20 protein-coding genes are annotated in these 23,203 nt (G+C 61.6%); 13 read left to right on the forward strand and 7 right to left on the reverse strand.

Translation table 11 applies throughout. The annotated features are described in order from the left end of the window. Positions 1–16 precede the first annotated feature (16 nt). From J3P82_RS02765 to J3P82_RS02790, 6 genes are all read right to left on the reverse strand, one after another. Positions 17–892 (reverse strand): symmetrical bis(5'-nucleosyl)-tetraphosphatase, encoded by an 876-nt coding sequence (locus tag J3P82_RS02765; RefSeq protein ID WP_434560574.1) that lies wholly within the window; start codon positions 890–892, stop codon positions 17–19. Next, the gene (apaG, locus tag J3P82_RS02770; protein WP_434560576.1) at positions 892–1,272 is read right to left on the reverse strand and encodes a Co2+/Mg2+ efflux protein ApaG; all 381 of its coding nucleotides are present in this window, start codon (positions 1,270–1,272) and stop codon (positions 892–894) included. Before apaG ends, J3P82_RS02765 begins: the two co-directional genes overlap by 1 nt. A gap of 108 nt (positions 1,273–1,380) precedes the next feature. Next, positions 1,381–2,199, reverse strand: a complete 819-nt coding sequence (rsmA, locus tag J3P82_RS02775; protein WP_186614315.1) for a 16S rRNA (adenine(1518)-N(6)/adenine(1519)-N(6))-dimethyltransferase RsmA — start codon at positions 2,197–2,199, stop codon at positions 1,381–1,383. Further along, a complete protein-coding gene (gene pdxA / locus J3P82_RS02780; protein ID WP_434560578.1) occupies positions 2,196–3,185 on the reverse strand; it encodes a 4-hydroxythreonine-4-phosphate dehydrogenase PdxA in 990 nt (329 codons plus the stop codon). The genes rsmA and pdxA overlap by 4 nt, the downstream gene beginning before the upstream one ends. After that, on the reverse strand, positions 3,182–4,498 hold the full coding sequence (surA, locus tag J3P82_RS02785; RefSeq protein ID WP_434560580.1) for a peptidylprolyl isomerase SurA: 1,317 nt from the start codon (positions 4,496–4,498) through the stop codon (positions 3,182–3,184). The genes pdxA and surA overlap by 4 nt, the downstream gene beginning before the upstream one ends. After that, positions 4,479–7,277 carry an LPS-assembly protein LptD gene (locus J3P82_RS02790; RefSeq protein ID WP_434560582.1) on the reverse strand — a complete coding sequence of 933 codons (2,799 nt, stop codon included), beginning with the start codon at positions 7,275–7,277 and terminating at the stop codon, positions 4,479–4,481. Before J3P82_RS02790 ends, surA begins: the two co-directional genes overlap by 20 nt. A 130-nt stretch (positions 7,278–7,407) precedes the next feature. Here J3P82_RS02790 and J3P82_RS02795 point away from each other — a divergent pair, with 130 nt between their 5' ends. From J3P82_RS02795 to J3P82_RS02805, 3 genes are read left to right on the forward strand one after another with little or no spacing between them, the layout of a single operon-like run. Continuing rightward, positions 7,408–8,433 carry an aminoglycoside phosphotransferase family protein gene (locus J3P82_RS02795; RefSeq protein ID WP_434560584.1) on the forward strand — a complete coding sequence of 342 codons (1,026 nt, stop codon included), beginning with the start codon at positions 7,408–7,410 and terminating at the stop codon, positions 8,431–8,433. After that, entirely contained in the window at positions 8,430–9,101 is a 672-nt protein-coding gene (murU, locus tag J3P82_RS02800) for an N-acetylmuramate alpha-1-phosphate uridylyltransferase MurU (RefSeq protein ID WP_434560586.1), read from the forward strand. The genes J3P82_RS02795 and murU overlap by 4 nt, the downstream gene beginning before the upstream one ends. Position 9,102: 1 nt before the next feature. Beyond that, on the forward strand, positions 9,103–9,870 hold the full coding sequence (locus tag J3P82_RS02805; protein ID WP_434560588.1) for a TerB family tellurite resistance protein: 768 nt from the start codon (positions 9,103–9,105) through the stop codon (positions 9,868–9,870). A 23-nt stretch (positions 9,871–9,893) separates the two neighbouring features. On the opposite strand, the gene J3P82_RS02810 is transcribed toward J3P82_RS02805, so the two are convergent. After that, positions 9,894–10,889 carry an alpha/beta hydrolase family protein gene (locus J3P82_RS02810; protein ID WP_434560590.1) on the reverse strand — a complete coding sequence of 332 codons (996 nt, stop codon included), beginning with the start codon at positions 10,887–10,889 and terminating at the stop codon, positions 9,894–9,896. 74 nt (positions 10,890–10,963) lie between these two features. Between J3P82_RS02810 and J3P82_RS02815 the strand changes: the two genes are divergently transcribed. The 10 genes from J3P82_RS02815 to trpE all read left to right on the forward strand — a co-directional run bounded on the left by J3P82_RS02815 (position 10,964) and on the right by trpE (position 23,135). Then, the gene (locus J3P82_RS02815) at positions 10,964–13,360 is read left to right on the forward strand and encodes a PAS domain-containing sensor histidine kinase (RefSeq protein ID WP_434560592.1); all 2,397 of its coding nucleotides are present in this window, start codon (positions 10,964–10,966) and stop codon (positions 13,358–13,360) included. Positions 13,361–13,429: 69 nt separating this feature from the next. Next, a complete protein-coding gene (locus J3P82_RS02820) occupies positions 13,430–14,059 on the forward strand; it encodes a response regulator (RefSeq protein ID WP_434560594.1) in 630 nt (209 codons plus the stop codon). Positions 14,060–14,316: 257 nt separating this feature from the next. After that, on the forward strand, positions 14,317–15,441 hold the full coding sequence (locus J3P82_RS02825; RefSeq protein WP_186614335.1) for an ABC transporter ATP-binding protein: 1,125 nt from the start codon (positions 14,317–14,319) through the stop codon (positions 15,439–15,441). A 49-nt stretch (positions 15,442–15,490) separates the two neighbouring features. After that, positions 15,491–16,534 (forward strand): ABC transporter substrate-binding protein, encoded by a 1,044-nt coding sequence (locus J3P82_RS02830; RefSeq protein WP_003206153.1) that lies wholly within the window; start codon positions 15,491–15,493, stop codon positions 16,532–16,534. 121 nt (positions 16,535–16,655) lie between these two features. Continuing rightward, positions 16,656–17,903: an ABC transporter permease gene (locus J3P82_RS02835; protein ID WP_434560596.1), complete on the forward strand. Its 1,248-nt coding sequence runs from the start codon at positions 16,656–16,658 to the stop codon at positions 17,901–17,903. A 12-nt stretch (positions 17,904–17,915) separates the two neighbouring features. After that, positions 17,916–18,740 (forward strand): ABC transporter permease, encoded by an 825-nt coding sequence (locus tag J3P82_RS02840; RefSeq protein WP_434560598.1) that lies wholly within the window; start codon positions 17,916–17,918, stop codon positions 18,738–18,740. 126 nt (positions 18,741–18,866) lie between these two features. Then, positions 18,867–20,015 carry an iron-containing alcohol dehydrogenase gene (locus tag J3P82_RS02845; protein ID WP_434560600.1) on the forward strand — a complete coding sequence of 383 codons (1,149 nt, stop codon included), beginning with the start codon at positions 18,867–18,869 and terminating at the stop codon, positions 20,013–20,015. Between the two features lie 78 nt (positions 20,016–20,093). Next, positions 20,094–20,768, forward strand: a complete 675-nt coding sequence (rpe, locus tag J3P82_RS02850) for a ribulose-phosphate 3-epimerase (protein ID WP_434560602.1) — start codon at positions 20,094–20,096, stop codon at positions 20,766–20,768. Next, positions 20,765–21,583 (forward strand): phosphoglycolate phosphatase, encoded by an 819-nt coding sequence (locus tag J3P82_RS02855; RefSeq protein WP_434560604.1) that lies wholly within the window; start codon positions 20,765–20,767, stop codon positions 21,581–21,583. The genes rpe and J3P82_RS02855 overlap by 4 nt, the downstream gene beginning before the upstream one ends. Before the next feature lie 70 nt (positions 21,584–21,653). Continuing rightward, positions 21,654–23,135, forward strand: coding sequence for an anthranilate synthase component I (trpE, locus tag J3P82_RS02860; protein ID WP_434560606.1), 1,482 nt, complete (start codon positions 21,654–21,656; stop codon positions 23,133–23,135). Positions 23,136–23,203: the final 68 nt, after the last annotated feature.

Here is a 23,203-nt window from a genome sequence, read left to right on the forward strand (position 1 = left end):
TTAAGTGCAAAGCCGATCAAACGGCGGTGCCGGCCGGCAATAATGCAGTGAACGGTTGTTGAGGTTTGGCGTGGCCGTCGTCGGCGCAATCGCAGCGCAGCAACTCGCCGGTGTCGACATTCATCAGCGTCATCGCGCTGCCCCAGACGCAGCCCGTATCGAGGGCAAAGACCCCTGGTTCGTCGCTTTGGCCTTCAAGCGCGGCCCAATGGCCGAAGATGATCTTCAGGTTACGGGTCTTGCGCTCCTTGTGCTTGAACCAGGGCGCATAGCCGGGCGGAGCGGTTTCGATACCTTCCTTGCCCTTGAGATCAAGCTTGCCATCACGGGTGCAGAAGCGCATCCGGGTGAAATAATTGGTAATGACCCTGAGGCGGGCGGCGCCGGTGAGGTCGTTGTCCCACTTCACCGGTTCGTTGCCGTACATGCCATCCAGGTAGGGGCCGAACAGGTTGTCATCGCGCAACGCCTGCTCCACTTCGCCTGCGCACTTGAGCGCCTTGCGCAAAGACCATTGGGGCGGAATGCCGGCATGGACCAGCGCCAGGTTGCGCGCCTCGTCGTAGTGCATGAGCTTCTGCTGGCGTAGCCATTCGAGCAGCTCGACGCAATCAGGCGCGTCGAGGATTTCCTTCAGGGTATCGGACTTTTTCAGGCGCTCGATGTTCTGCCAGGCCGCCAGCAGGTGCAGGTCATGGTTACCCAGCACGCAAACCAGCGAATCGCGGATGCCGTAGAGGAAGCGCAAGGTTTCAAGCGATTGCGGCCCCCGGTTGACCAGGTCGCCCACGAGCCACAGGGTGTCTTCACGTGGGTCGAAGGCGACCCGCTCCAGCAAGCACTTGAGCGGGTCGAGGCATCCTTGCAGGTCACCGACCGCATACGTCGCCATCAGTGCAACGCTCCAGGCACCGCCAGGCGAAAGGGCTGGATGATGGCGTCGAAGTGTTTACCGTCTTCGGCCAGCATCTGGTAGGTGCCCTGCATGGTACCGACCTGGGTGGTCATCACGGTGCCGCTGCTGTAGCTGTGGCTCTGACCCGCGTCGATCAACGGTTGCTGGCCGACCACGCCTTCACCGCGTACTTCTTCGACATGACCGTCGCCATCGGTAATGACCCAATGCCGCGACAGCAACCTGGCCGGTAACGAGCCGTCGTTGCGCACGGTGATGGTGTAGGCGAAGGCGAAACGGTTGTGCTCGGGTTGCGACTGTTCTGCCAGAAAGCGGGTGGCGACGCTGACGTCGACCTTATAACGAGGATCGGACATGCAAAAAGGCCTTAGAAGCGGGACGCGGGCGTAACTGAAGAGGTCAGTCTAGGCCAAGTATCGGGTAGTAGACCAGACCGGCGTACTGCCCGATAGCGTCATGGCTTGTCAGCTGGCATCGGCCTTGGGCGCTACCTGTTCGCTGAGCGTGTCGGCCAAGCGTACGAACGCCGCCAGGTCCAATTGCTCGGGGCGCAAGCTGCCGTCGACGCCGGAGGCTTCGATCTCGGTGCTGCTGAGCAACAGCTTCAAGGTGTTGCGCAAGGTTTTGCGACGCTGATTGAAGGCTTCGCGCACAACGCGCTCCAGCAGGCGATGGTCCTTGGCTGGGTGCGGCAGGACCGCATGGGGCACCAGGCGGACGATGGCGGAGTCGACTTTCGGCGGCGGGTTGAACGCGCCAGGCCCCACGTTGAACAGGTGATCGACCCGGCAATGGTACTGGACCATGATCGACAAGCGACCCCAGTCGCCTCCGCCAGGACCGGCGGCGAGTCGCTCGACCACTTCTTTCTGCAGCATGAAGTGCATGTCTCGGATCAGGCCGGCATTGTTCAGCAGGTGGAAAATCAGCGGCGTGGAAATGTTGTACGGCAGGTTGCCGACGACTCGAAGACTGCCCGGCGCTGCATTCAGGCTGTTGAAGTCGAACTTGAGCGCGTCGCCCTGATGCAGGTTGAAATTGCTCTTGCCGGCGAACTGCTGGTTAAGGATCGGGACCAGGTCCTTGTCCAGCTCCACCACGTCCAGTTGCGCGCCGCTGTCGAGCAGACCTTCGGTCAACGCGCCCTGGCCCGGCCCGATCTCGAGCAATCGGTCATCGGGCTTGGCATTGATGGAGCGCAGGATGCGATCGATCACGCCTGCGTCATGCAGGAAGTTCTGGCCGAAGCGCTTGCGCGCGCGGTGTTGGTATTGCTCGGTCATAAATGGGTCTCGGCCATCTGGTAGGCGGTTTCCAGCGCGACTTGCAGGCTGCCGGTGTCGATCTTGCCGCTGCCGGCCAGGTCCAAGGCAGTGCCGTGATCCACTGACGTGCGGATGATCGGCAGGCCCAGGGTCACGTTGACCGCCGCGCCGAAGCCTTTGTACTTCAGCACGGGCAGGCCCTGGTCGTGGTACATCGCCAGCACTGCGTCGCAGTGCTCCAGGTATTTGGGAGTAAATAGAGTGTCGGCAGGCAGCGGGCCACGCAGGTCCATGCCCTCGCTGCGCAAGCGCTCCAATGTAGGTTCGATGATGTCGATTTCTTCACGGCCCAGGTGTCCGTTTTCGCCAGCGTGGGGGTTGAGTCCGCACACCAGGATACGAGGCCGGGCGATGCCGAATTTTTCCTGGAGGTCGGTGTGCAGGATGCGCGTGACCCGTTCCAGGCGTTCCGGGGTGATGGCATCGGCGATGTCCCGCAAGGGCAGGTGAGTGGTCACCAGGGCCACGCGCAGTCCACGGGTAGCGAGCATCATCACCACTTGCTCGGTGTGGGTCAGGTCTGCCAGGAATTCGGTGTGTCCGGAAAAGGCAATTCCGGATTCGTTGATCACGCCCTTGTGCACGGGGGCGGTGATCATGCCTGCGAACGCCCCCTCCAGGCAGCCTTGGCCGGCGCGGGTCAGGGTTTGCAGGACGAATGCGGCGTTGGCCTTGTCCAAGTGCCCGGTGACGACGGGGGCACCCAAGGGCGTATCCCAGACATACATACTGCCAGCAGGCGCCGGGGCATCCGGCCAGGCGTCTGGCGCCACCGATAGCAGGTTTATGGCCACGCCCAGCTGCGCGGCCCGCTCAAGGAGCAGGTCGCGGCTGGTGATGGCGATCAGGGGGTGCGGCTGGGCTTGCGAGGCGAGCAGCAGGCACAGGTCGGGACCAATGCCGGCAGGCTCGCCGGGTGTCAGCGCGAAACGCTTGGGTTTCACTGCGCTGCCTGGTCTGCACCAGGGAGTTTGATTTCGACGTAGGCTTCGTCGCGAATCTGACGCAGCCAGGTTTGCAGCTCTTCGTCGTACTTGCGGTTACGCAATACCGTCATCGCCTGTTGCTCGCGCGCCTGGGTGGTGCTGTCGGTGGCGCGGCGGCCAAGAACTTCCAGTACGTGCCAGCCATAAGGACTCTTGAATGGCTTGGACAACTGGCCTTGCGGTGTTTGCGCCATGACCTGGCGGAACTCGGGAACCAGCGCGTTTGGGTCGACCCAGTTCAGGTCGCCGCCGTTCAGGGCTGATCCGGGATCTTCCGAGAAGCTCTTCGCCAGTTCCGCGAAGTCTTCGCCCGAGGTGATGCGCTCGTACAGCTTCTCGGCCAGACGCTGGGTCTCGGCTTCGCTGCGGATTTCGCTTGGTTTGATCAGGATATGGCGAACATGCACTTCGTCACGCACCTGGGTACCGCCACCGCGTTTTTCCAACAGTTTCAGAATGATGAAGCCGCCGGGGGTGCGGGCCGGCTGGGTAATGTCGCCCACAGCCATGGTGCTGAGCTCGCGGTCGAACGGAGGTGGCAACTGGGCAGCCTTGCGCCAGCCCATGTCGCCGCCTTCCAAGGCGTTTTCACTGGCCGAGCGGGCTACCGCCATCTGGCCAAAGTCAGCGCCTTGCTTGAGCTGCTGGTAAACGTCCATTGCCTGACGGTAAGCACTCTGAATGGCTTCGGAGTTGGCACTTTCCGGCGTAGGAATCAGGATATTCGCCAGGTGCAGTTCTTCAGACAGCTGCATCTTGCCGAGGTCGGAAGCCAGGAAGTTCTTCACTTCCTGCTCGGATACCTGGATGCGTTCTGCCACGCGGCGCTGACGTACCCGGCTGATGATCATCTCGCGACGGATCTGGTCGCGGGCATCTTCAAAGGACAAGCCGTCGCGGGCCAGGGCGGCGCGGAACTGGTCGATGGTCATATTGTTGCGCTGGGCAATGGTGCCAACGGCCTGGTTCAGTTCTTCATCGGTGATGCGGATGCCGGAACGTTCGCCGATCTGCAGTTGCAGGTTTTCGACGATCAGGCGCTCGAGCACCTGCTGGTCCAGCACGCCCGGTGGTGGCAGTCCACCGCCACGCTTGGCGATGGTTTGCTGCACTTCATGGACCCGCTGGTCCAGTTGGCTCTGCATGACCACGTCGTTGTCGACGATGGCCACTACCTTGTCGATGGACTGTATCGCGGCGTTCGCCGCGGTACCCAGGAACAGCGCGCCCAGCATCAGCGGGCGCAGACAATCAGAAAGCTTGATCTTCACGTTCACGATAACCTTGGATGCCTTTGTCGAGGAAGGTCTCTACCTTGGCGCCGGTCAGGCCGCCGAGTCCCTTCAGAACAATTTGGAGGAAGACGCCGCGGTCACCTTTTTCGTTTTCCGGGGCGGCTTGACTGAACTCTTCATAGTCGACCCAGTAACGTTGGATCAGGCGCAGTTTCCAGCAGCAGTTGTCGTATTCGAAACCACCAAAGGCTTCCAGGGTACGGTTGCGGTTGTAGTCATACTGCCAGCGGCTGATTGCGCTCCACTGCGGCACGATCGGCCAGATGACCGAGAAATCGTGCTGCTTGATCTTGTAGTAGTCCTTCACGTAGCCAGGCTGGCCGGGGGTGCCGTAGTCGCCGCCACCCACTTGCCATTGGCCGGTGGTTTGGTCGTAACGAATCTGGTCGTTGCGATAGCGATAACCGGCGTTGATAACCTTGTTCGGGTTGTCTTCCGGCTGGTAGTGGAACATCGCGCTGCCCGAGCGAGGGCTGTGGGTGTCCGGGTCCCAGTTGTACTCGGCCGTGGTGCGCCAGTCGCGGTTCCAACGATATTCGTATTCCAGCGCATAGGGCGAAACGTCGGAATGTGCATCGTCCCGAGTTCGGGCATCGATACCTGGCAACTGGACCTCACGATCCTTGAAGTACAGGGCCTGGCCAACACTGATGCGTTGACGCTCGAAGCCGTTTTCTTCGATCCAGCGGTTGGTGACGCCCAAGGACAGCTTGTTCTCGTCGCCGACACGGTCGGAGCCGGTGAAGCGGTTATCCCGGAATAGCGAGGAGTAGTTGAAAGTCGATTCACTGGTGTCAAATACTGGAATATCGCTCTGGTCCTTCTCTGGTACATACAGATAGAACAGGCGGGGTTCCAGTGTCTGACGGTAGTTTTTGCCGAACCACTGGGTATCACGATCGAAATACAGACCGCTGTCGATGCTGGCGATTGGAACGCCACGGTTCTGGCTGCTGCTATAGGTGCCGTTCAGGCGGTCGCCCTCTGGGCCTTGTGTGGCAATATCAGCTTTGCCCTGGCTATCAAGGTCCAGATCGTACTGAGTGTACTGGTACTTGAGCGATGGCTTGATGAAGCCATAACTTGCGTTCATTGGGAGGCTGACCACAGGCGCCAGATTCATCCGGTCGCCGGTGGCACGGGCCAAGCCGAAGACGTTGGTGTCAAGGAATCGCTCGGCGTTGTCGTTTTCGTCAATGTAGTTGCCGGTCCGCAGATCACGATCAAACCGCACGAACTCAGTGCTATAGGCAAAGTCCAAGCCCCCCGGGTGTTGCGGCAGCGCACCGTTGAAAGTGATCTGCGGCAAACGGTCGTAAGGCGTGATGTTCGAAATCGTGGCCATCTGATAGGCCTGAACGTTCAAGCGTGCGGTGTACGTGTCACCGCGATAGCTGACCGCACCTTGCTGATTCACATGGTCCCGTGACTCGACGCCAATCTGATCGGTCTGCAGATCCTGGAAATAATACGGATCGCTGATCTTGGTGTAGTCGACTTCCGTCAGCACGCGCGAATCCAGGCCGCCCTTGTGCTGCCAGTTGTACATATAGCGGGTCTTGTCGTAATCGGTCTGCCCGCTACGGTCATCATTTTCATCGTTGAGGTACGCGGCGCCGAACTGACCTTCGCTGGTCGGGGTCAGGTAACGGAACTCGCCTTCCATCAACAGGCCGCGCTTGCTCATGTAGCGCGGGTACAACGTGGCGTCGTAGTTAGGTGCCAGGTTGAAGTAGTACGGAGTGACCAGCAGGAAGCCGGTATCGCTGCCGCTGCCGATGGTCGGCGGCAGGAAGCCGGACTGGCGGCGGTCGTCGATCGGGAAGTAGATGTAAGGCGTGTACAGGACCGGAATGTCCTTGACGCGCAGCGTCACGTTGGTCGCGGTACCGAAGCCTGTGGCCGGGTTCAAGGTGATGTTGTTGCCCTTGAGCGTCCACGCGTTGCTGCCCGGTTCGCACGTGGTGTACGTACCGTCCTTGAGACGAATGATCGCGTTTTCGGCGCGCTTGGCGTACAGCGCATTACCGCGGATGCGCGATTTGTGCATCACGTATTCGGCGTTGTCGACCTTGGCTTCACCGGTGTCCAGCTGCACATCGGCGTGGTCGCCGACAATCAGCGCACCGTTGTCGCGGACTCGCACGTTGCCGCTCAGCTCGCCGCGGTTCTCGGCCTGGTACAGGCTGGCCTCGTCGGCCTCGACCTGCATGCTGCCCTGGCGCATGACGACGTCACCGGCCAGGGTTGCCACCTGCTGTTCCTGCTCGTAGCGCGAAGCCTTGGCGCCCAGGAACGTCGGGGCGTCGCTTTTGGCCGTCTTGTCGTTCATGCCAGGACGCGTCGGTTCGATATACGCGCCGGCGCAGTAAGGGCCGGTTTCAGCCAGTTGCGCAGGCGTGAGGTTTTCGCGCGGAACCCAGTCCAGGTGACTGTAGTCTGCACTGCGCGACTTCAGGCCTCGGCCCTTGGCTTCGGTGACGAGCATCGGCTTTTCGCCGGCTTCTTCACCGGGACCGCTCTCGGCCGGGGCGCTGTGACTGTCGGCGACCGCGCTGCCTTCATGCACGGGGCGCGGCGGCAATGCGGCGGCCGGAGTCTTGGGTGAACAGTCCCAGGCACCCGAAGCGGAGACGGAGCAGTCATACTGCTGCGCCGCGACGACGAATGAAGAGGCCAGGGGTTGCAGGGCCAGCAGACTGCCGGTGACCAGCAACGGAAATTTTTTACGAAACGCGGGGGATTTCAATGCCATCTTATTAGTCCGGGCTTCCTGCGTGCCATCTGCCCGCGGTGTGGGCCGCACGCCTCTCGATGGTCTGAAAAAGATGCTGGATAATAAAGCATGACCCGCTTGACGGCTAGCGCCGTCGGAGACCCTTGCAATGCCCGACCAAGATGTACGCCTGCAACACCTGAAAGTTTGGCTCGATGAGCAACTGCCGACCCTTTTTAATCAACAGGGTTGGGGTGCCGTACCCCCGGCCACATTGACCGCGGCCAGCAGCGACGCGAGTTTTCGGCGATATTTTCGCTGGGAAGGCGAGGGGCGCAGTTTGATCGTCATGGACGCGCCACCGCCCCAGGAAAACTGCAAACCCTTCGTGGACGTCGCTTTTTTGCTGGCAAAATCCGGCATCAACGTGCCAAAAATTTATGCCGAGGACCTCGAGCGCGGTTTTCTTTTGCTCAATGACTTGGGCAACCAGACCTATCTGGATGTAATCAACGGCGCAAATGCCGACGATTTATTCCGCGATGCCCTGCAAGCCTTGCTGGCTTTTCAGCAACTGCCGAAGGTAGCCCCGTTGCCCAGCTATGACGTCGCGTTGCTGCGTCGCGAGCTGGAACTGTTTCCTGAGTGGTACGTCAAGCGCGAGCTCGGCATCGAGTTCGATGGAGCACAGCAACAGCTTTGGCAACAGGCCAGTGATCTACTGATCGACAGCGCCCTGGCACAGCCCAAAGTGCTGGTGCACCGCGACTACATGCCGCGCAACCTGATGCTCAGTGAACCGAATCCTGGCGTGCTGGATTTTCAGGATGCGGTCTATGGCCCGGTAACCTACGACGTGACCTGCCTGTTCAAGGACGCCTTCCTCAGTTGGCCCGAAGAACGTGTGCGCGGCTGGCTGGAGGATTACTGGCAGCAGGCCGGCGCCCTCGGCATTCCCGTCCAGCCGGATCTCGAGGATTTCTTTCGAGCCAGCGACTTGATGGGGGTGCAGCGCCATCTGAAGGTTATCGGGATCTTCGCGCGTATCTGTCATCGTGATGGCAAGCCGCGTTACCTGGGTGATGTGCCGCGCTTCCTTGCTTATATAGGAGCGGTCATCGCTCGTCGCCCGGAACTGGCGCCGCTCGATGAGCTGCTTTGCAGCCTGCGGCAATCGCCTGGAGCGACCGCATGAAGGCGATGATCCTGGCGGCGGGCAAGGGCGAGCGCATGCGCCCCTTGACGCTTACCACGCCCAAGCCGTTGATCCGCGTCGCCGGCATCCCCTTGATTGAATATCACCTGCGGTCGCTGGCCGTCGCCGGGTTCAGCGAGATCGTGATCAATCACGCCTGGCTCGGCCAGCAGATCGAAGACCATCTTGGGGAGGGTTCGCGGTTTGGCCTGCGCATAACGTATTCCCCGGAAGGCGAGCCGTTGGAAACCGGTGGCGGAATTTTCCGTGCGCTTGGGCTGCTGGGCGATGAAGCGTTCCTGGTGGTCAATGGCGACATATGGACCGATTTCGATTTCAACGCCTTGCGCCGGCCGCTCGACGGCTTGGCTCACCTGGTGTTGGTGGATAATCCTGCGCATCACCCCGGGGGCGATTTCGCCCTGGCCGATGGAACGGTTCATGAAGGGGCGTCCACTGCCGACAAACTGACCTATAGCGGCATCGCTGTCTTGCATCCACGGTTGTTCGATGGTTGCGTGGACGGCGCGTTCAAGCTGGCGCCGTTGCTGCGCAACGCCATCGCGCAAGGGCAGGTCAGCGGCGAGCGCCTGGAAGGGCATTGGATAGATGTCGGAACCCATGAACGTTTGACGCAGGTTGAAACATTGATAGAAGCGAGCCGTTGATATGTGGTGGCCAGGGACTCTGATCGGAGCGGGAGCGGGCTATGCCATAGCCAGCATCCCGGGGGCCATGCTCGGCGCGTTGTTGGGTCAGGCGCTGGACCGGCGCTTGGACCTGCACAGCTGGGCGCAACTGCGTGAACGCCTGGGCGGGCGCCCGGCGTTACGCAACGATGAATTGTTGTTTGTATTGTTGGGGCGCCTGGCGAAGAGCGACGGACGGGTCGTCGATGGGCACATCCAGCAGGCTCGCCAGGAGATGCGCGCGCTCGATCTGAGCGAGCCGGCGCAACGTCGCGCCATTGCGGCGTTCAACCGAGGCAAGTCGGAGAATGATCGTTTGCGCGGTTATCTGCGTCGCCTCGCCACTCAGCCCCACGCGGCGGAAGGCGTACTAAGGGCTTGCTGGCGGATGGTCTGGGCCGATGGCCGCGCAGGCGTCAGTGAGCGCGAGTTGCTTGCCCGGTGGGGCAAGTGGCTGGGCTGGACGCCGCAGCAGGTCCAGGCGCTGGCCATGGATTACGAACCGCAGAGACTGTCTCAGCCCAGCAGCGGCGTGACCTATCAGCAAGCGCTGCGGTTGCTCGGGGTTTGCGCCACCAGCGAACCCTCGCAAATCAAGCGGGCTTACCGTCGCCTGCTCAGTCGCCATCACCCGGACAAGATCGCCGGCAGCGGGGCGACGCCCTTGCAGGTGCGTGAAGCGACCGACAGGACCAGGGAACTGCACAACGCCTATCGGTTGATTCGCGAACGGCGGGATTTCCGTTAGCCTCTGCGGCGGAGAACCAGCCCTTATTCCCCTGGACTTTGCGGATTCAACCAACCCCGAACCCGGCGAAACAGCTGCTCCTGCTCCGCCGACGGGTTCGGCAAGGCCTTGAGGGAGACCTGGCTGAAGTTTGCCCCCTTCAACCGCTTGCTCGCCTGCAAACGTTCCAGCGCCGCGTTGCGGTCCAGCGGCTTGTCCATATAGAAGATATCGGCGGTCGCCAACTTCAGGGTTGGCGTCAGTTCAGCCAGGCCGGGTATGGCGGCGACGGGTGTCTGGGCCGCAACCATCACGAAGCGTTCGATTTGCGCCGGCTGCTTTTCGCTAAGGTAGCGGGCTGCCCAATAGGCCCCGGTACCGTGGCCCAGCAGCACAATACGGCGCGAGCTCTGTAGTTCGGCGTAGGCCAATGCCGCATCAATGCGCGCGAAAATACGCTCGGCGTCGGCGTTGGCGGGTTCTTCACCGGTTTCGGCGACGGCCGGATCTACCGCATCGGCTTCGCCTCCTGCAACTTGCTCGATTGGCGCTGCGGTGGTGGCGTCCGGCGCGGCGGCAACCACATCGGCTGGCTTGGTCTGCGGCGAAGCTTCTACCGTGCGGGGGGCGATGACGTCGCTTTGCAGGTCCGGCAGCGTGATAGCCAGGCTGCTCCACTCGGCGTCGGGCAGTTTTTTGCGCAACGGGCCGATTGCCTGAGGCCAGTCTGCGGTTTCGCCGGCGCCTGGAATAATGATGACGGCGCCCTTGGGGTCGCTGGTGTTGGCCGGTTTCCACAGGGCGAGAAAAGAATCGCTGCCGGTTTGTAGCTGCTGCTGTTCCTGCGGCGGGACTTTTCGTGCAAGCGCCAGCGCTTCTTCCTGGCTACGCTCGAGCAAGGGCTGGCGTTCGACCGGTTTCGCCTCGGTGGATTGTTCCGCCGCGACGGGCGCTGGTTCGCCAGCCTGTACAGAAAATGCACTCGGCAGGATCAACGACAGGCACAATGCTGGCAATGCCAGGCGATAAACAGAGGGCATCGGATATTCCATGACCAGAAGTATTTCCGGCAGCCTAATGGGTTGGTCAGTATTTGTCAGTGCATGAGACTTCGATGATGCGTTTTTGCTGCCTGTGGGTTATCGGCTGTTTATGGCTTCCCTTGATGGCGTGGGCTGCCCCCGCGCCGCAGACCCACGGCGTGCAATTGAGTGCTGAGCAGCGCCAGTGGTTGACGCAGCATCCACAGCTGCGGGTCGGCCTGGTGTTGCAGGCGCCCTACGCGCAATACGACCGGCGCCTGCAGCGTCTATCCGGTACCCATGTCGAATTGATGCAGTGGTTGGGCAAGGCCCTGAATATTGAACTGACCTGGCGCAATTTTCAGGACGTGACGCAACTGGAAGCTGCGGTGCGCGACGGCGAAGTGGATATCGCACCAGGCCTGACCCAGACCCCGGTCGGGCTCAGGCTTTGGCAGTTCTCCGACCCTTATATGCGCGTGCCGCAATTGATCGTCGGTGCGCAGAAAGGCGCCGAGGGCGTGGAGCTGGAAAAGCTTGATCCTCAGGCCCGCGTTGCCGTGCGCATGCCCAGTGCCACGGCAGACTACCTGCGCAGCAACTTCCCAATGCTCAACCTCCAGGGCGTGCCGATGGAGCGGGAGGCCTTGCAATTGCTGCTGACCCAGCAGACTCGATATGCAGTGGTCGATGAGGCACAGCTCGGGCGGCTGATGGTCGAGCCCGAATTCGCCGAACTGGTGGTAGTGGGCGACATCGGCGTGCCGCAGTTGCTCCGTGTTGCCACGCGTCGAGACTGGCCGGAGCTGGCCGGGATTATCGACGCTACCCTGCAGGCCATTCCGGCCAAGGACTTGGAGCAACTGCACAGCCGTTGGCTGAAGCCAAAATACCCGCGCCTGACCGAGACCCCGGGCTTTTGGCAGAACCTGACCCTGTTGCTGCTGGCCCTGCTATTGAGTAGCGTGGCCATTGTGTTCTGGCAGCGCCGCCAGCAACGTGGCCTGGAGCGGCGCCTGCGTGCCGCGCGGGAGGACATCGTCCAGCGAACCGCCAGTGAAGAGGCCTTGCGCCTGACACAATTTTCCATCGACCAAAGCACCGTGGGCATTCTCTGGGTCAACTGGGACAGCCACGTGCGCTACGCCAATCGCGCTGCCGAAACCATGCTGGGTTATGCACCGGGCGCGATCATCGACCGGCCGTTGATCGACTTCGAGCCGGGGCTGCACATGGATCGCTGGCTGAACCTGTGGAAGCGCGCTCGGGCCAGCGAAGACGGGCCGCAGAGTTTCGAGACCGAGTGCATGCGTGCCGATGGCAGTATCCTGCCGGCCGACGTTTCCCTGAGTTTCCTGCGTTTTCGCGACGCCGAGTACCTGGTGGTCTACCTCAATGACGTGACCGAGCGCCGTCGTGCACTGGCGGCGCTGCGCGAAAGCGAGGCGCGGTTGCAGGGCATTGCCGCCAACGTCCCAGGCCTGGTCTTTCGCCTGGAGCGGGCGCCGGTTACCGGCCAGATCGACTTTGCCTACATCAGTGAAGGTAGCGAAAGCCTGGTGGGTTATTCCCCCGCCACCCTGGCCCGCAGCGACACCGGGTTGCGCAGCCTGGTGCACCCGCAGGACAAGGCCAATTATCACCGCACCCAGGACCTGGCGCTGGACAGTGACAGTGACTGGTCGTGGCAAGGTCGTATCCTGACCCGTGAAGGCCAGGAACGCTGGGCCGAGATCAAGGCGATCACGCGTCGCCTGGAAGATGGCGCCTACGTCTGGGACGGCATCGTCTGGGACATCACTGAAAGCAAGCGTATCGAACTGGAGCTGGCCAGTTCCCGGGAACAATTGCGCGAGTTGTCGGCACACCTGGAAAGCGTTCGGGAAGAGGAAAAGGCCCGCATAGCGCGCGAAGTCCATGACGAGCTGGGACAGATGCTGACGGTGCTGAAACTGGAAACCTCCATGTGCGAGCTGGCCTACGCCCAACTGGATCCTGGCCTGCAGGAGCGGCTCAACAGCATGAAGCGCTTGATCGCCCAGTTGTTCCAACTGGTACGGGACGTGGCGACAGCGTTGCGCCCGCCGATTCTGGACGCCGGTATCGCCTCGGCCATCGAATGGCAGGCTCGGCGTTTCGAGGCGCGCACGCAGATTCCGTGCCTGGTGCAGGTGCCGGACAATTTGCCGCCCCTGAGCGACGCCAAGGCCATCGGCCTGTTCCGGATCCTCCAGGAGGCGCTGACCAATGTCATGCGCCATGCCCAGGCGCATACCGTGGAGCTGACGCTGGAGCAGCAAGGCGACCAGTTGTGCCTGACGGTAAGCGATGACGGTGTAGGATTTATTGCCTGCGCAGACCGGCCGACGTCCTTTGGCCTGGTCGGCATGCGCGAGCGCGTGTTGATCATGGGCGGACAGTTGTCACTGGAAAGCGAGCCGGGGGAGGGGACGACCTTGTCCGTGCGGGTGCCATCGCATGGGGCCTGATGGGCTTGCCGAGCGTAAAGTAGCCATTGCGAACCCGTTCGCGACGAAATCCTGAATCTGGAGAACACTGTGATCCGTGTACTGGTAGCCGAAGACCACACCATCGTCCGTGAGGGCATCAAGCAGCTGATCGGCCTGGCCAAGGATCTGGTTGTCGTCGGGGAGGCCAGCAATGGCGAGCAATTGCTTGAGACCCTGCGACACGTGCCCTGCGAAGTGGTGCTGCTGGATATTTCGATGCCCGGCGTCAACGGCCTGGAGGCGATTCCTCGGATTCGTGCATTGAATAATCCGCCCGCGATCCTGGTGTTGTCGATGCATGACGAGGCGCAAATGGCCGCACGCGCGCTTAAGGTCGGCGCCGCGGGCTACGCGACCAAGGACAGCGATCCGGCTTTGTTGCTGATGGCGATTCGCAAGGTCGCGGCCGGCGGTCGATATATCGATCCGGACCTGGCCGACCGTATGGTCTTCGAAGTGGGCCTGACTGACTCGCGGCCGTTGCACTCGCTGTTGTCGGAGCGCGAATTCTCGGTCTTCGAACGCTTGGCCCAAGGCGCCAACGTCAACGAAATTGCCCAGCAACTGGCCCTCAGCAGCAAGACCATCAGTACCCATAAGGCGCGGCTGATGCAAAAGCTCAACATCACTTCATTGGCCGAGTTGGTGAAATACGCGATGGAGCACAAGCTGCTTTAACGCCGACGCAGGTCCCAGAGGAAGGTGTGCCGGCATATCCATTTACGACACGCCCCAACAGCGCTTTTGCCCCTGCTTGCGGCTTGCCGCTTGAAACTCGCCACTGCATTTATCCAATCCCGCCATCCGTGTAGGGCAATCCCTACCCCTACGCTTCCATCCGGCTGAGGCGATTCTCTCCTACGGCCCGATTTGCGTGGAGGCCCGGCTCCACTAGGCTTGACTCACAAGCAGTCATCAATACAAAAGGTGCGGGTATGAGCCAGGTTGATTCAAGCGCGGGGGCCAGTGATGTGCTGGTCAGCTTTCGTGGTGTGCAGAAGAGCTACGATGGCGAGAACCTGATCGTCAAAGACCTCAACCTGGATATTCGCAAAGGTGAATTCCTGACCTTGCTCGGGCCATCCGGCTCCGGCAAGACCACCAGCCTGATGATGCTCGCCGGGTTCGAGACCCCGACCGCCGGGGAAATCCTGTTGGCAGGGCGCTCCATCAACAACGTGCCGCCGCACAAGCGCGACATCGGCATGGTGTTCCAGAACTACGCTTTGTTCCCGCACATGACGGTCTCCGAAAACCTGGCGTTCCCGCTGACCGTGCGCGGCCTGAACAAGAGCGACGTGGGTGATCGCGTAAAGCGCGTCCTGAGCATGGTCCAACTGGACACCTTCGCCCAGCGTTATCCCGCGCAGTTGTCCGGCGGCCAGCAACAGCGGGTGGCCCTGGCCCGGGCGTTGGTGTTCGAACCGCAGCTGGTGCTGATGGACGAACCCCTCGGCGCGTTGGATAAACAGTTGCGCGAACACATGCAAATGGAGATCAAGCACTTGCACCAGCGCCTTGGCGTGACCGTGGTCTACGTGACCCACGACCAGGGCGAAGCCTTGACCATGTCCGACCGCGTGGCGGTGTTCCACCAGGGCGAAATCCAGCAGATCGCTCCGCCACGCACCTTGTATGAAGAGCCGAAGAACACCTTCGTCGCCAATTTCATCGGTGAAAACAACCGCCTCAACGGGCGCCTGCACAGTCAAACCGGCGATCGTTGCCTGGTGGAGCTGGGGCGGGGCGAGAAGGTCGAGGCCTTGGCGGTCAATGTCGGCAAGCCCGGCGAGCCGGTCACCCTGTCGATCCGTCCGGAACGGATCAGCCTCAACAGCGCAAGCGAACAATGCGTCAACCGTTTCTCAGGGAGGGTGGCGGAATTCATCTATCTGGGCGACCACGTCCGGGTTCGACTGGAGGTCTGCGGCAAGCAGGACTTCTTCGTGAAACAACCGATTGCCGAGCTCGATCCCGGGCTCGCCGTCGGGGACGTGGTTCCGCTTGGCTGGCAGGTCGAGCACGTCCGCGCGCTCGATCCCCTTCTAGAGGCGAATTGATCGCCCCCTGCTGTACCAACACCAACCCTGCACGTGGAGAGAACAATAAATGTTGAGATCCCTGAAGTTCACAGCCCTGACACTGGGCATGATGGGTGCGGCAAGCGCGATGGCGGCGGGCCCGGACCTGACCGTGGTGTCTTTCGGCGGGGCGAACAAGGCGGCTCAGGTCAAAGCCTTCTACGCACCGTGGGAAGCGGCCGGTAATGGCAAGATCGTGGCGGGCGAGTACAACGGCGAAATGGCCAAGGTCAAGGCCATGGTCGATACCAAGAGCGTCTCCTGGGACTTGGTTGAAGTCGAATCGCCGGAGTTGTCCCGTGGTTGCGACGAAGACATGTTCGAGCAACTCGATCCAGCCCTGTTCGGCAAGGCCGAAGACTACGTCAAAGGTGCGATCCAGCCTTGCGGCGTCGGTTTCTTCGTGTGGTCGACTGTGTTGGCCTATAACGCCGACAAACTGAAAACCGCGCCAACCAGTTGGGCGGATTTCTGGGACACCAAGCAATTCCCAGGCAAGCGCGGCCTGCGCAAGGGCGCCAAATACACCCTCGAATTCGCCCTGATGGCCGACGGCGTGGCGCCGAAAGATGTCTACAAAGTGCTGGCCGGCAAGGATGGCCAGGATCGCGCTTTCAAGAAACTCGACGAACTCAAGCCGAACATTCAGTGGTGGGAAGCGGGCGCCCAGCCGCCGCAATACCTCGCTTCCGGTGACGTGGTCATGAGCTCGGCCTACAACGGCCGTATCGCTGCGGTACAAAAAGAAAGCAATCTGAAAGTGGTGTGGAACGGCGGCATCTACGACTTCGACGCCTGGGCCATCCCGCGTGGCCTGGACAAGACGCGCGCCGAAGCGGCGAAAAAATTCATCGCCTTCTCGGTGGCGCCGCAGCAGCAGAAGACCTACTCGGAAAACATCGCCTACGGCCCGGCCAACACCCAGGCAGTTCCACTGCTGGCCAAGGATGTCTTGAAAGACATGCCGACCACCCCGGAAAACATCGCCAACCAGGTGCAGATCGACGTCAGCTTCTGGGCTGACAACGGCGAGCAACTGGAGCAGCGCTTCAATTCCTGGGCAGCGAAGTAACCGCTGACAGAGATCGTTCCCACGCGGAGCGTGGGAACGATCGGCTCAAAGGCCAGCGTTTTAAAAGAACAGAGGCGGCTCGCCGCCCCTGTAACGATAAAAAAGATTTGCGGAGTTCGCCATGGCCATCGCCGTTCCACTGAACGAAGGCACCAGCCCCACCCTGAAACAGCGGCTCAAGCGTGCCGAGCGGGTCAACCGCTGGAAGGCCCAGGCCTTGATCGCGCCGCTGGTTCTATTCCTGTTGCTGGTGTTCCTGGTGCCGATCGTCGCTCTGCTGTTCAAAAGCGTCAGCAACCCGGAAGTGGTCGGCGCCATGCCGCGCACCGTGGCTGCCGTTTCTGCATGGGACGGACGCGGATTGCCGGGCGAACCGGTGTACAAGGCTGCCAGTGAAGACCTGGCCGAAGCCCGCAAGAATCAAACCTTGGGCGATTTGTCCAAGCGACTGAACATGGAACTGGCCGGCTATCGCAGCCTGCTGACCAAGACAGCCCGGGCGCTGCCATTCGCCACCGAGCCTGCCTCATATAAAGAGGCGCTGGAAGGCCTCGACGAGCGCTGGGGCGATCCGGCGTATTGGCAAGTGATCCGCCGCAACACCAGCGAGGTGACCCCGTATTACCTGCTGGCGGCTGTCGACCACCGCATCGACGACCTCGGCGAACTGGCCCCGGCCACTCCTGACCAGGCGATCTACCTGGACATTTTCACCCGCACCTTCTGGATGGGCCTGGTGATCACCGCGATCTGCCTGGTCCTGGCCTATCCATTGGCGTACCTGTTGGCGAATCTGCCGTCGCGCCAGAGCAACCTGCTGATGATCCTGGTGCTGTTGCCATTCTGGACCTCGATCCTGGTGCGCGTTGCCGCGTGGATCGTGTTGCTGCAATCAGGCGGCTTGATCAACAGCGGCCTGATGGCCATGGGCATCATCGATAAACCCCTGGAGCTGGTGTTCAATCGCGTCGGGGTCTACATCTCCATGGTGCACATTCTGTTGCCGTTCATGATCTTGCCGATCTACAGCGTGATGAAGGGCATCTCGCCCACCTATATGCGCGCGGCGATTTCCCTGGGCTGCCACCCGTTCGCGAGCTTCTGGCGAGTCTATTTCCCGCAGACGTATGCCGGCGTCGGCGCCGGGTGTCTGCTGGTCTTCATCCTTGCGATCGGCTACTACATCACGCCGGCATTGCTGGGTAGCCCGAACGATCAGATGGTCAGCTACTTCGTCGCGTTCTATACCAACACCAGCATCAACTGGGGCATGGCCACGGCGCTCGGCGGGCTGCTATTGCTGGCAACCATCGTGCTTTATCTGATTTACAGCTGGCTGGTGGGCGCCAGTCGCCTGCGCCTGAGCTAAGGGGAGATCGAAATGCTGAGTCCTTACATGTCCCCCGTCGAACGGGTGTGGTTCTACAGCTTGCGCATACTCTGCGGGCTGATCCTGCTGTTCCTGATCCTGCCGGTGCTGGTGATCATTCCGTTGTCGTTCAACTCCGGCAGTTTCCTGGTCTACCCGCTCCAGGGCTTTTCGTTGCAGTGGTACCACGACTTCTTTGCCTCGGCTGAATGGATGCGCGCATTGAAGAACAGCATCATCGTCGCCCCGGCGGCGACCGTGCTGGCGATGATCTTCGGCACGCTGGCGGCCATCGGCCTGACCCGTGGCGATTTCCCAGGCAAGGCGCTGGTCATGGCCCTGGTGATTTCGCCCATGGTGGTACCGGTGGTCATCATCGGCGTGGCCAGCTATCTGTTTTTTGCACCGCTGGGGATGGGCAACAGCTTCTTCTCGCTGATCGTGGTGCATGCGGTGCTGGGCGTTCCCTTCGTCATCATCACCGTCTCGGCGACCTTGCAGGGATTCAACCACAACCTGGTCCGGGCAGCTGCCAGCCTGGGGGCGTCGCCGTTGACCGCGTTCCGTCGGGTGACCTTGCCGTTGATCGCTCCGGGCGTGATCTCCGGAGCGCTGTTCGCCTTCGCCACGTCGTTCGACGAAGTGGTCGTGACCCTGTTCTTGGCCGGCCCCGAGCAGGCCACGTTGCCACGGCAGATGTTCAGCGGCATTCGCGAGAACCTCAGCCCCACCATTGCCGCGGCGGCGACGCTGCTGATTGCATTTTCGGTGGTCCTGTTGCTGACGCTGGAGTGGTTGCGTGGGCGTAGCGAGAAGCTGCGCACGAGCCAGGTGTAACGTCACACGCCCAGGAGTGAGCTTGCTCCTGGGCGTGAGTCAGCGCATTCACGAGCTGAATAGCAGACAACCCGCCAGACCGAGCTATCCTTGTGCCAGCCCATACTCGAACAAGAGGCCGCGCACATGAGTCTTTCCTCATTCAAGATCGCCCACAAACTGATCACCGGGGCCGCTGCCATCGAGCAACTGGCGGCGGAACTGACACGGCTGGATGTCGATAATCCGTTGATTGTCACGGACGCCGCTCTGGTCAAGTCCGGCACCGTGGAGTTGGCCCTGCAGCATTTGGGCGGGCGCGCCTATGAAATTTTCGACCGGGTCATGCCAGACCCGGAAATCGCCATCGTCGAAGACTGCATGCAGGCCTACCGCGACGGCGCCCATGATTGCCTGATCGGCCTGGGCGGCGGCAGTGCCATCGACATCGCCAAGAGCGTGGCCGCCTACGCCGGTTATCACGGCGAGCTGCAAGACCTGTTCGGCGTCGACCAGGTGCCGCGCAAGGGCCCGCCATTGATTGCCATCCCTACCACGGCCGGCACCGGTTCGGAAGTCACCAACGTGGCGATCCTCTCCGACAAGGCCGCACAGCTGAAAAAGGGCATCGTCAGCGATTTCCTGCTGCCGGACGTGGCGCTGGTCAGCCCGCAGATGACCCTCACGTGCCCGCGCAGCGTGACAGCCGCCAGTGGTGTCGACGCGCTGGTGCACGCCATCGAGTCCTATCTGTCGTTGAATGCCTCGCCGATCACCGATGCCCTGGCCATCGGCGCGATCAAACTGATCACCCGCGCGTTGCCCAAGGCCTACGCCAATCCTTCTCACCTGCAAGCCCGTGAAGACATGGCCACCGCCAGTCTGATGGCCGGCATGGCGTTCGGTAATGCAGGGGTCGGTGCCGTGCACGCGCTGGCCTATCCGCTGGGTGGACGCTTTCATGTCTCCCACGGCGTCGCCAACGCGCTGCTGCTGCCTTATGTCATGGCGTGGAACAAAATGGCCTGCGTCGAACGCATGCGCGACATCGCCGAAGCCATGGGCATCAAGACTGCGCACCTGAGTGACCTCGAAGCCGCCGACGAAGCCGTGGAAGCCATGACTGCACTGTGCGCCGCTGTCGAGATACCCCGAGGCCTGAGCGGTTTCGGCGTGACCGAGGAGGTGATTCCCTCCATGGCGGCGGAAGCGGCGGGCATCGAGCGGTTGATGCGCAACAACCCACGCCAACTGAGCGTGGGCGATATCGAGAAGATCTACCGCGCGGCGTATTGAGCGTGTGTCACGGTGGGCGCGCCAAATCTTGAGGTATACAATGCGCGCCATCGTGATTTCGCTCAAAACAGGTGCGTCATGCAGCCCTTCGCTATTGCTCCGTCGATTCTCTCCGCCGACTTCGCCCGCCTGGGTGAGGAAGTGGACAACGTTCTGGCCGCCGGCGCCGACATCGTGCACTTCGATGTCATGGACAACCACTACGTACCCAACCTGACCATTGGCCCAATGGTTTGCGCGGCGCTGCGCAAGTACGGCGTCACTGCGCCGATCGACGCGCACCTGATGGTCAGCCCGGTGGATCGCATCGTCGGCGACTTCATCGAGGCGGGCGCCACCTACATCACCTTCCACCCCGAAGCCACCCTGCACGTCGACCGCTCCTTGCAGCTGATCCGTGAAGGCGGTTGCAAGGCGGGCCTGGTGTTCAACCCGGCAACGCCCCTGGACGTGCTCAAGTACGTGATGGATAAGGTCGACATGGTCCTGCTGATGAGCGTCAACCCCGGCTTCGGCGGGCAGAAGTTCATCCCCGGCACGCTCGACAAGCTGCGCGAGGCGCGGGCGCTGATCGATGCCTCGGGCCGTGATATCCGCCTGGAAATCGACGGCGGCGTGAACGTGAACAATATCCGTGAAATCGCCGCGGCCGGCGCCGATACCTTTGTCGCTGGTTCGGCGATCTTCAACGCACCGGACTACCAAGAGGTGATCGAAAAAATGCGCGCCGAACTGGCCCTGGCGCGTTCATGAGCGGCTTCGAGCAGCTGTTTCCCGGCAGCCTGCCACGTCTGGTGATGTTCGACCTCGACGGCACGTTGGTCGACTCGGTCCCGGACCTTGCGGCTGCCGTGGACGCCATGCTGCTCAAGCTCGGACGCCCAACCGCCGGCATCGACGCGGTGCGCCAGTGGGTCGGCAATGGCGCGCCGATGCTGGTGCGCCGGGCCCTGGCCAATCACATTGATGCCCAGGGCGTCGATGATGCGCAGGCCGAGCGGGCGCTGGAGCTGTTCAACGAAGCCTATGAAGGCCATCACGAGTTGACGGTGGTTTACCCCGGCGTGCGCTCCACCCTCAAGTGGCTCCACAAGCAAGGCGTGGAGATGGCGCTGATCACCAACAAGCCGGAGCGTTTCGTTGCGCCGCTGTTGGACCAGATGAAAATTGGACGTTATTTCCGCTGGATCATCGGCGGAGACACCTTGCCGCAAAAAAAGCCCGATCCGGCCGCGCTGTTCTTCGTGATGAAAATGGCCAATATCCCGGCGTCCCAATCGTTGTTTGTCGGCGACTCGCGCAGTGACGTACTGGCGGCGAAAGCGGCGGGGGTCAAGTGCGTGGCGCTGAGCTACGGCTATAACCATGGCCGGCCGATTGCCGAAGAGTTTCCGGCATTGGTGATCGATGATTTACGACTGTTAATTCCCGGTTGCCTGGACCCGGCGGCTGAGATAACGTTGCCCGACGCTGTTCAATCCTCTTCTGGAAACGCCATCGTGGTGGTCACTCGCAAACTCTGGATGAAAGTCATCAAGGCCCTGGCCCGCTGGCGTTGGCGCGCCTGACGTGATCCTGGCCGGTTTTCCGGCGCGTTTGCATACCTGACTGTCAGCTCCTCTTGCCACGAGGCACCCCATGATCCGCGAAGAATTCCTGCGTCTAGCCGCTGCCGGCTACAACCGCATCCCGCTCGCCTGCGAAACCCTGGCCGACTTCGACACGCCGCTGTCGATCTACCTCAAGCTGGCCGACCAGCCCAACTCCTACCTGCTCGAATCGGTGCAGGGCGGGGAAAAGTGGGGCCGTTATTCCATCATCGGTTTGCCGTGTCGTACGGTACTGCGGGTCCATGACCATCGCGTCAGCGTGACCCACGACGGCGTCGAAATCGAAAGCCTCGAGGTCGAAGATCCGCTGGCCTTCGTTGAAACCTTCAAGGCCCGCTACAACGTGCCGACCATCCCCGGCCTGCCGCGCTTCAACGGTGGCCTGGTGGGGTATTTCGGCTACGACTGCGTGCGCTACGTGGAAAAGCGCCTGGGCACCTGTCCGAATCCCGATCCGCTGGGTGTGCCGGACATTCTGCTGATGGTCTCCGATGCGGTCGTGGTCTTCGATAATCTGGCTGGCAAGATGCACGCTATCGTCCTGGTCGATCCGTCCCAGGAAGATGCCTACGAGCAAGGTCAGAAAGGCCTGCAGGCACTCCTGGAAAAACTCCGTCAGCCGATCACGCCGCGTCCCGGCCTGGACTTCAGCAAGCAGTCGGCAGCCGACCCGGTATTCCGTTCCAGTTTCACCCAGGACGATTACGAACGGGCCGTCGATTCCATCAAGGAATACATCCTCGCCGGCGACTGCATGCAGGTTGTGCCGTCGCAACGGATGTCCATCGACTTCAAGGCCGCGCCGATCGATCTCTATCGCGCGCTGCGCTGTTTCAACCCGACGCCCTACATGTACTTCTTCAACTTCGGCGACTTCCATGTCGTGGGCAGTTCACCCGAGGTGCTGGTGCGGGTCGAAGACAACCTGATCACCGTGCGGCCGATTGCCGGCACGCGTCCTCGTGGCGCCACGGAAGAAGCCGACCGGGCATTGGAAGAAGACCTGCTCTCGGACGACAAGGAAATCGCCGAGCACCTGATGCTGATCGACCTGGGGCGCAACGACACCGGACGGGTTTCCGAGGTGGGATCGGTGAAGCTCACCGAGAAAATGGTCATCGAGCGCTACTCCAACGTGATGCACATCGTCTCCAACGTCACCGGCCAGCTGAAGGCCGGGTTGACCGCGATGGACGCGCTGCGGGCGATCCTGCCGGCGGGCACCTTGTCCGGTGCGCCGAAAATCCGCGCGATGGAAATCATCGACGAGCTGGAGCCGGTCAAGCGTGGTGTCTACGGCGGAGCCGTCGGCTACTTTGCCTGGAACGGCAACATGGACACGGCCATTGCCATCCGCACCGCCGTGATCAAGAACGGTGAACTGCACGTGCAGGCCGGCGGCGGCATCGTCGCCGACTCGGTGCCGGCGCTGGAATGGGAGGAAACCCTGAACAAGCGCCGGGCTATGTTCCGCGCCGTGGCGTTGGCCGAGCAGACTCCCGGCGACTGAATCCCGCAACAAACAACTGTGGCGAGGGAGCAAGTCCCTCGCCACAGTCGCTCAGGCAGTTTGGTCCT

This window comes from Pseudomonas sp. Z4-20, from assembly GCF_051131955.1.
Classification (GTDB): Bacteria; Pseudomonadota; Gammaproteobacteria; order Pseudomonadales; family Pseudomonadaceae; genus Aquipseudomonas; species Aquipseudomonas marvdashtae.

Bases quoted from the DNA above. Each gene is read 5' to 3' on its own strand.
- J3P82_RS02765 (WP_434560574.1), bottom strand. From the start codon at position 892: ATGGCGACGTATGCGGTCGGTGACCTGCAAGGATGCCTCGACCCGCTC.
- apaG (WP_434560576.1), bottom strand. From the start codon at position 1,272: ATGTCCGATCCTCGTTATAAGGTCGACGTCAGCGTCGCCACCCGCTTT.
- rsmA (WP_186614315.1), bottom strand. From the start codon at position 2,199: ATGACCGAGCAATACCAACACCGCGCGCGCAAGCGCTTCGGCCAGAAC.
- J3P82_RS02790 (WP_434560582.1), bottom strand. From the start codon at position 7,277: ATGGCATTGAAATCCCCCGCGTTTCGTAAAAAATTTCCGTTGCTGGTC.
- J3P82_RS02795 (WP_434560584.1), top strand. From the start codon at position 7,408: ATGCCCGACCAAGATGTACGCCTGCAACACCTGAAAGTTTGGCTCGAT.
- murU (WP_434560586.1), top strand. From the start codon at position 8,430: ATGAAGGCGATGATCCTGGCGGCGGGCAAGGGCGAGCGCATGCGCCCC.
- J3P82_RS02805 (WP_434560588.1), top strand. From the start codon at position 9,103: ATGTGGTGGCCAGGGACTCTGATCGGAGCGGGAGCGGGCTATGCCATA.
- J3P82_RS02810 (WP_434560590.1), bottom strand. From the start codon at position 10,889: ATGCCCTCTGTTTATCGCCTGGCATTGCCAGCATTGTGCCTGTCGTTG.
- J3P82_RS02815 (WP_434560592.1), top strand. From the start codon at position 10,964: ATGATGCGTTTTTGCTGCCTGTGGGTTATCGGCTGTTTATGGCTTCCC.
- J3P82_RS02825 (WP_186614335.1), top strand. From the start codon at position 14,317: ATGAGCCAGGTTGATTCAAGCGCGGGGGCCAGTGATGTGCTGGTCAGC.
- J3P82_RS02830 (WP_003206153.1), top strand. From the start codon at position 15,491: ATGTTGAGATCCCTGAAGTTCACAGCCCTGACACTGGGCATGATGGGT.
- J3P82_RS02835 (WP_434560596.1), top strand. From the start codon at position 16,656: ATGGCCATCGCCGTTCCACTGAACGAAGGCACCAGCCCCACCCTGAAA.
- J3P82_RS02840 (WP_434560598.1), top strand. From the start codon at position 17,916: ATGCTGAGTCCTTACATGTCCCCCGTCGAACGGGTGTGGTTCTACAGC.
- J3P82_RS02845 (WP_434560600.1), top strand. From the start codon at position 18,867: ATGAGTCTTTCCTCATTCAAGATCGCCCACAAACTGATCACCGGGGCC.
- rpe (WP_434560602.1), top strand. From the start codon at position 20,094: ATGCAGCCCTTCGCTATTGCTCCGTCGATTCTCTCCGCCGACTTCGCC.
- J3P82_RS02855 (WP_434560604.1), top strand. From the start codon at position 20,765: ATGAGCGGCTTCGAGCAGCTGTTTCCCGGCAGCCTGCCACGTCTGGTG.
- trpE (WP_434560606.1), top strand. From the start codon at position 21,654: ATGATCCGCGAAGAATTCCTGCGTCTAGCCGCTGCCGGCTACAACCGC.